This is a genomic window from Fusibacter paucivorans (assembly GCF_018390735.1).
In the GTDB taxonomy this organism is placed as follows: Bacteria; Bacillota; Clostridia; order Peptostreptococcales; family Acidaminobacteraceae; genus Fusibacter; species Fusibacter paucivorans.
Window position 1 is genome coordinate 1 of the sequence record NZ_JAHBCL010000063.1, and the last position, 7427, is coordinate 7427.

At 39.3% G+C, this 7427-nt stretch carries 6 protein-coding genes; all 6 read left to right on the top strand.

The genetic code is table 11. The annotated features are described in order from the left end of the window. Positions 1 to 116 (top strand): sodium ion-translocating decarboxylase subunit beta (locus KHM83_RS19200; RefSeq protein ID WP_213236375.1); only part of this gene is annotated, 116 nt, incomplete at its 5' end. A gap of 241 nt (positions 117 to 357) precedes the next feature. Continuing rightward, complete coding sequence (locus KHM83_RS19205; RefSeq protein WP_213238654.1) at positions 358 to 2514, top strand: methyl-accepting chemotaxis protein; 2157 nt, start codon at positions 358 to 360, stop codon at positions 2512 to 2514. A 193-nt stretch (positions 2515 to 2707) separates the two neighbouring features. After that, positions 2708 to 3694 (top strand): biotin--[acetyl-CoA-carboxylase] ligase, encoded by a 987-nt coding sequence (locus KHM83_RS19210; protein ID WP_213238655.1) that lies wholly within the window; start codon positions 2708 to 2710, stop codon positions 3692 to 3694. A gap of 26 nt (positions 3695 to 3720) precedes the next feature. Continuing rightward, complete coding sequence (locus tag KHM83_RS19215) at positions 3721 to 4500, top strand: type III pantothenate kinase (RefSeq protein ID WP_213238656.1); 780 nt, start codon at positions 3721 to 3723, stop codon at positions 4498 to 4500. A gap of 53 nt (positions 4501 to 4553) precedes the next feature. After that, positions 4554 to 5513: a tRNA dihydrouridine synthase DusB gene (gene dusB, locus KHM83_RS19220; protein WP_213238657.1), complete on the top strand. Its 960-nt coding sequence runs from the start codon at positions 4554 to 4556 to the stop codon at positions 5511 to 5513. Positions 5514 to 5532: 19 nt separating this feature from the next. Then, positions 5533 to 7002, top strand: a complete 1470-nt coding sequence (lysS, locus tag KHM83_RS19225) for a lysine--tRNA ligase (protein WP_213238658.1) — start codon at positions 5533 to 5535, stop codon at positions 7000 to 7002. Positions 7003 to 7427 lie beyond the last annotated feature (425 nt).

The following is a 7427-nucleotide window of genomic DNA, read 5'->3' on the forward strand; positions in this document are numbered from 1 at the left end:
AGAAAGAAAATCCAAGCAACTTCCTGCTCATGCATGCCATGGGTCCGAATGTGGCAGGTGTTATTGGCTCGGCGGTATCCGCTGGGGTCATGCTGTCATTATTCTCAGGATTTTAAGAAAATGTAAGGAATTGAAGGAGTTGACGTACGCGTCAACTCCTTTTTGCATGAAGGGGTTCAAAACAGCTGTTTTCAAGAGATAGCGTACAAATTACATAACTGCATAGTGACTTGTACAGAAAATGTATAAGCAAATGCATATTTGAAGCCCCTGATGAAATCATGTATAATGTTATATTATGTAAAGTAGCGCGGAGGAGAAATGTCGAACGGAAACGATCAATTAGGGGGAAATAATATGGAAGGAAAGAGCCAATTTACATCAAAATATTCAAATGAGACAGCTTTGGCTCAATCTGCGTCTGCTGAAAAGGAGGCAGCCTCCACGATTAACGATGCAGCGGAGGGAACAAAAGCGGCAAAAGAGAAGCACGTTAAAGAAAAAGCAAAAAAAAAGCCGAAGTCGAATAAAAATCGCAAAATGGAATCAAAGTTTGGAAGAAAATTTGCTTTTATGTTAATGGCAGTAATCATATTGCCGTCACTGTTAACAGGGTTATTAATTTTTACACAGTTTAAGGCATATGTTCAAGATGATATCTATGCAAATAATGAGACGGTTTTAACCACAGTTGATGAGTATGTTGAAAATCATTTAAACAGTATTGGCAAAATGGCAACGATACTCTCAAAAGTCGATTATGTTCAAAACATGCAGCCCTTGCTTGTAAAGTCTATGTTTAATAATGTTTTAGATGAATTTGATTTGCTACAAAATATTCAAGTTGTCGATAAAACAGGAAAGATCGTCTTTTCATCAGATGGTGTGATTGGCAATCTCGAAGCTCCTTATTTTGATGAAGCGATGGCTGGTAATACTGCTTTCTCGGGCGTTGAAGAAGTAGAAACTCCTAATGGCGTAAAAAGAGTTATTAAAGAAGCATTGCCTGTTAGGCGGAACAGTGATATTAATGGCGTTTTAATCGTTTCTATTTCGATTGATAAATTTAATATGCTTATTCAACAAATGACGCTTCAAGATAATTTGGAAATCGTTATCGTCGATCAAGCGGGACATTTAATTGCTAATTCCAATCCGGAACGAACTGATATTTTACAGAATGAGAATCTCTTAAATTATGAGCCGTTTAATAAAGCTGTAAGTGGTGAAAACAGCACAGTGGCCTATACATTTGACGAAACGGCATATTTGACATCCTACAATGGCATTGATTTGCTGGGGTGGGGAGTCGTAGCGCAGGTTCCGGAAAAACAGGCGTTATCACATATTTCACAAATTACGGTTCTCTTTGGTGTTGTCATTGTTCTGTTAGCAGTTGGTGCTTTAATCTTGTCTGCAATCCTTACCATGTACATTACGACGCCGCTTAATCGCCTTTCCGAAAATGCAGCGAGTGTTGCTTCTGGTGATTTTAGTATCAATGTTAAAAAAGAGATACTGAAACGCGATGATGAATTCGGCGATTTAGGCAAAGCCTTTAATAATCTTGTTGAGTCTTTCAGAGGCATTGTTAGCAGCATTAAACAATCTACTGATATTTTAGATGATACGACGATCACGCTTGTTAATTCTGCTGAATCATCCAATACAACACTGGGCGTTATTATTGATAACTCTCAACAGTTAAAATCTGCATCGCATGAAGATATTGAACTGTCATCACGTGTTGTCAACGGTGTTGAAGAAATGGCGAAAGGGTCAGAAAACGTAGCGCTTAATACAGAAAAGCTAAATGTCCTTATTAAAAACAACGTTGAATTTGCAACTGCCGGAGAAGCAATGATGGCAAAGACTTCCGATTTGGTACAGGAGACGTTTAGATCATATGAATCGATCGAAGCCAGAATAAAAACACTTGAAAAATCAGCAGTTGATATTGGTGGTATTACGGATACCATTATGGCGATTTCCAATCAGACAAATCTCTTAGCTCTAAATGCGGCCATCGAAGCTGCCCGAGCAGGAGAAGCTGGAAAAGGTTTTGCCGTCGTTGCTGGCGAGATCAGAAATCTTGCCGATCAATCCAATAAGTCTGCTGAGAATATTACCGTTATTATCAAAGATATTCAGACTGACGTAAATGAGACGTCGCATATGTTTAAGAAAACTTCTGCAATGCTCGAAAATGTCGTTGTTGAAACGGAAAAGACCGTATCTCAGATCACCGAAATCTTAACGGATTCAAAAAATGCAGCTGGAGCGGTGGATGAAATAAGCGCCGTTACAGAAGAACAAGCTGCATCTTCAGCACAGATCAGTGAAATGATGACGGATATGCGGAACAGTATAAACACAACTGCTGTCGTCGCCGATGAAATGTCATCACATGTAGGTGATCAGAAAGTAAAAACTGAAGAGACTATTGAGATCATTACAAAAATAAAAGATTTATCGGATGAATTAAAACAGATAACAGAACAGTTTAAATGTTAAGATGCCAGTAACAATGGCGATCAATAAATGAGTACGCGTATTTAGAGTCTCATGCTGTTTGCTTTCGGGAAGGGAACGTTGTCATTGAAAAACAGGTGCCAAAGGCACGAAATATTTGAAATTAGCCACTTAACAAGTGGCTTTTCTTTTGTCATATGGTATAATGGTATCGAATTTATTTGGAAATGGAAAAATGATGAGAACTGAAATTATAAAAATGTTGCAAACACATCGCCATGACTATATTTCTGGCGAAGAGATCAGTAAAATAATGAATGTTTCTAGGACGGCTGTTTGGAAGATCATTAATCAGCTGCGCCAAGAAGGGTATGATATTGAATCATCACCGCATAAGGGCTATCGTCTAGTTTCTCAGAGCTGTGACCTGAATCAGAGCGAACTGGAGATTGCATTATCAGGAAATGATGTGATTAAACGCGTCGTTTATTTGCAATCCATTGATTCAACCAATAAGTATGCCAAAGAGCTTGGACATCAGGAAAATTTTGAATCAACGCTTGTTATTGCAGAAACGCAAACGTTGGGACGAGGACGATTAGGTCGCACATGGGCTTCTGGCGAAAAACAAGGGATATGGATGAGCTTATTGTTGAAGCCAACAATACAGCCGACGCTTGCAGCACGCATGACATTACTTGCAGCCGCTGCTGTCAGTGAGGCGATTGATGCAGCAACAGGCCTTTGCACGTTCATTAAATGGCCAAATGACATCATACTGGATGACAAAAAAGTATGTGGTATTTTGACAGAAATGAGCGCAGAACTCAATCATATCAACTATTTGGTACTTGGGATTGGCATTAACGTCAATCAGATTGAATTTCCTGCTGAGATCCAAGAAAAGGCGACTTCCTTAAAGAACGTTGGGGGACAGGATTACAATCGCCTAGAAATTGTGGTAAAATTTATAGAGATTTTCAGCAAATATTATCGTCTGCTGATAGAAGAAAATGATTTCGGCACGGTAATTGAGTATGTGGTCAGAAAATCGGCAACGCTTGATCGTGAAGTTGATGTGACAGCTGGCGCCAATAAAAGACGTGTATTTGCAAAAGATATTGATGAAAATGGTAATTTAATCGTTATCAACGAGTCCGGTGAAGAAGAAGCCATCTTCTATGGCGAAGTTTCAGTAAGAGGTATAAACGGATACGTTTAACAATAAGTTCAGGAGGCATTTCTTTCATGCTACTAGCATTTGACGTGGGCAACTCAAATATTGTCCTAGGTGTTTTTAAGGATGACAAACTCGTCACCCATTGGCGTATGGCAACCGACCATAATAAATCAGCTGATGAGATCGGTATTTTGATCAAGCAATTATTTGACTATGAAAAGTTGTCGTTTGATGATATTCAAGATGTGATTATTTCTTCAGTTGTGCCACATGTTATGTATTCATTGCAGCATATGGCACTAAAATATTGTCAAAAAGAAGCAATTGTCATTGGTCCGGGTATTAAAACCGGTATGAATATTAAGTATGATAATCCTAGGCAAGTGGGCGCTGACAGAATTGTCAATGCAGTTGCCGGATTTCGAAAATACGGCGGGCCCATTATTATTGTCGATTTTGGAACGGCTACAACATTTTGTGCAATCAATGAGAAATGTGAATATCTGGGTGGAGCCATATTGCCGGGTATTAAAATATCGTCGGATGCACTCTATGAACGTGCCGCAAAGTTAACAAGGGTTGAACTGATCAAACCAGATCGTATTATTTGCAAGAATACAACGCAAAGTATACAGGCCGGTATTATTTATGGTTATGTCGGCAGTGTTGATTACATTGTACGCAAGATGAAAGAAGAGCTCGGCGGCGATATTCGTGTTGTTGCAACAGGAGGATTTTCGACACTGATTGCGTCTGAATCAGATTTAATTGACACGGTTGATCGCTTCTTAACACTGGATGGTTTAAATATAATTTATGGGATGAACAGAACCAGACGAAATGCGTAGAATGGCCTTTAATGTTTTCAATAAAGGTGAATAAAAAATCAGAAAGTAAAAAAATGCAAATAGGAAATGTGAAAACGCGCAATGATGTCATTTTAGCACCAATGGCGGGCGTAACGGATATCGCCTTTAGAACCATCTGCAAACAGTTCAATGTGGGACTGATGGTAACTGAAATGATTAGTGTCAGTGCGCTCTATTATAAAGATAAAAAAACAAAATACCTTATGCAGGTCAGTGAAGCTGAAAGACCGATGTCGCTGCAAATATTTACAGCGGATTCATCGAAACTGGAAGCTGTAATGGATGAACTCAACGAGGGCGTATTTGACATCCTGGATATCAATATGGGGTGCCCTGCGCCAAAAATCGTCAATAATGGCGAGGGTTCTGCGCTGATGAAGTCGCCGGAGATTGCACGAAAGATTATCAGCACCGCAGTAAAGCATTCCAAGAAACCGGTAACTGTCAAGATGAGACTGGGATGGGATGAAGGCAATATAAATGTCGTGGAATTTGCAAAAATGGCAGAATCCGAAGGCATATCGGCTATAGCGGTGCATGGTCGGACCAGAAATCAATTTTATAGCGGCAATGCGAACTGGGCGTGGCTGGGAAAAGTCAAAAAGAGTGTCGCGGTACCGGTTATCGGGAATGGTGATGTCTTTACGCTTGAAGATGCAGTTGCAATGAAAGAACAAACGGATGTTGATGGGATTATGATTGGTCGAGGTGTTCAAGGTAACCCGTGGCTCATTGCGGCTATTGCAGCTTATTTAGAGACAGGCAAACATTTGCCCGCTCCTACGCTAACAGAAAAACATGCTGTGGCACTTAAACACTTTGAACTTCTTTTGCAGCACAAGGGGTCACACATCGGTGTTTTAGAAATGAGAAAACATGCTGCTTGGTATTTTAAAGGGATATCACAAGCAGCCTATTATAAGAATAAAATCAATCGAACGACAAATGTTGATGAAGTGAAACGCGTATTGGCAGAGGCCTTTAACGCGTAGCACGAGATGGAGGTTAACCATGGAAGAAAATTTAAATGAATTGCTTCAAATAAGAAGAGAAAAACTGGCAAAGTTACGCGAAATGGGGAAAGATCCCTTTAAAATCGAAAAGTATGAACGCACACACTTCAGTAAAGAAATCGTTGAGAATTTTGAAACATTTGACGGCAAAATTGTGGCTGTGGCTGGTAGAATAATGGCCAATCGCGGTATGGGAAAGGCTTCTTTTATTGACATTCAGGATAGTGAAGGTCGTATTCAATCATATGTTCGCAAAGATGAAATAGGAGAAGAATCTTATGCGGATTTTAAATTATATGATATTGGCGATATCGTTGGTGTTCGTGGATTAGTATTCAAGACGAAAAAAGATGAGATTTCAATTCGAGCTGAAGAAGTGGTACTCTTGTCAAAATCACTTCAAATACTGCCTGAAAAATGGCATGGTTTAAAGGATCAAGAACTGCGTTATCGTCAGCGTTATGTAGACCTGATCGTGAATCCTGAGGTAAAAGACAAATTTTTAATGCGCTCAAAAATCATAAAATCGATGAAACAATATTTTGACGATCAAGGCTTCGTTGAAGTTGATACCCCTGTACTTAGTACGATTGCGGGCGGAGCTTCTGCAAAACCTTTTATAACACATCATAATACGCTTGATATTGATATGTATATGCGAATCGCCAATGAGCTCTATTTAAAAAGATTAATTGTCGGCGGGTTTGATCGCGTTTATGAAATGGGGAAAATGTTCCGAAATGAAGGCATGTCTGTAAAACATAATCCTGAATATACAGCTGTAGAGCTCTATGCTGCCTATCAAGATTACAACTTTATGATGGAACTTACGGAAAATGTTGTCGCCTATTGCTGTGAAGCTGTCCATGGGACAACGGTTGTTGACTATCAAGGAACGAAAATTGATTTTAAACCGCCTTGGATTCGTGCTTCTATGCATGACCTTGTCGAAAAGAAAACGGGTGTTGATTTTTATGCGTTTACCACCGATGAAGAAGCACGTAAGGTAGCGAAAGAGCAGTTGCGCCTCGAAATTGAAAAGCATTTTACAAAAGGACAGCTCGTTAATTTGGCATTTGAAGAGTTCTGTGAAAATGATTTGGTGCAACCGACGTTCGTTTTGCATCATCCAGTAGAGGTATCACCGCTTGCGAAACGAAATCCGGATAATCCTGCAATAACAAACCGTTTTGAAGCGTTTGCCAATACATGGGAAATTGCCAATGCATTCTCTGAACTCAACGATCCGATTGATCAAAAGGAGCGTTTTGTTGAACAGTTGCGACAGCGTGAACTTGGAGATGAAGAAGCGCAAATGATGGATGAAGACTTCGTCAATGCCCTTGAAGTAGGTTTGCCGCCAACAGGTGGATTGGGTATTGGGGTTGATCGTTTGATCATGCTGCTCACAGATTCGACATCAATCCGTGATGTATTGCTGTTCCCTACAATGAAACCTTTAAAATAACAGTCTTAATAAAGAATGAAAGAAAATGTTTTTGTAAAATAAATACGTGGGTATCCTAGGAACATTTGCTAAACTGATAATGATAAAGCGTTTAGAACTGACCACTGAAATATTAAGTGGTCAGTTTTTATGTGGAAAAATAATAATCTAGTGATTGTAGTTAAACAATTTGAAAACACTAGATCATGTAGGTTGGAAAGATGTTTGAAAATTATGATAAAAACAATTGAAAAGATGATTAATAATAGCGTGATTGGGTAACTATTTCTGTACCCGGAAGTTTCGAAAACTTTTTCAGAAAAAGGGGTTGACGATAGTATCTGAGTATAGTAAGATAATCAAGTCGCGTCAAGCGGCGTACCAATTGAGCGGAATGTTGAAGAAAAAAAGTGTTGACATGATGAAGCAAAACTGGTAATATATAA

Excerpts from the sequence above, each read along its gene's own strand:
- KHM83_RS19205 (WP_213238654.1), top strand. The coding sequence starts at position 358 with ATGGAAGGAAAGAGCCAATTTACATCAAAATATTCAAATGAGACAGCT.
- KHM83_RS19210 (WP_213238655.1), top strand. The coding sequence starts at position 2,708 with ATGATGAGAACTGAAATTATAAAAATGTTGCAAACACATCGCCATGAC.
- KHM83_RS19215 (WP_213238656.1), top strand. The coding sequence starts at position 3,721 with ATGCTACTAGCATTTGACGTGGGCAACTCAAATATTGTCCTAGGTGTT.
- dusB (WP_213238657.1), top strand. The coding sequence starts at position 4,554 with ATGCAAATAGGAAATGTGAAAACGCGCAATGATGTCATTTTAGCACCA.
- lysS (WP_213238658.1), top strand. The coding sequence starts at position 5,533 with ATGGAAGAAAATTTAAATGAATTGCTTCAAATAAGAAGAGAAAAACTG.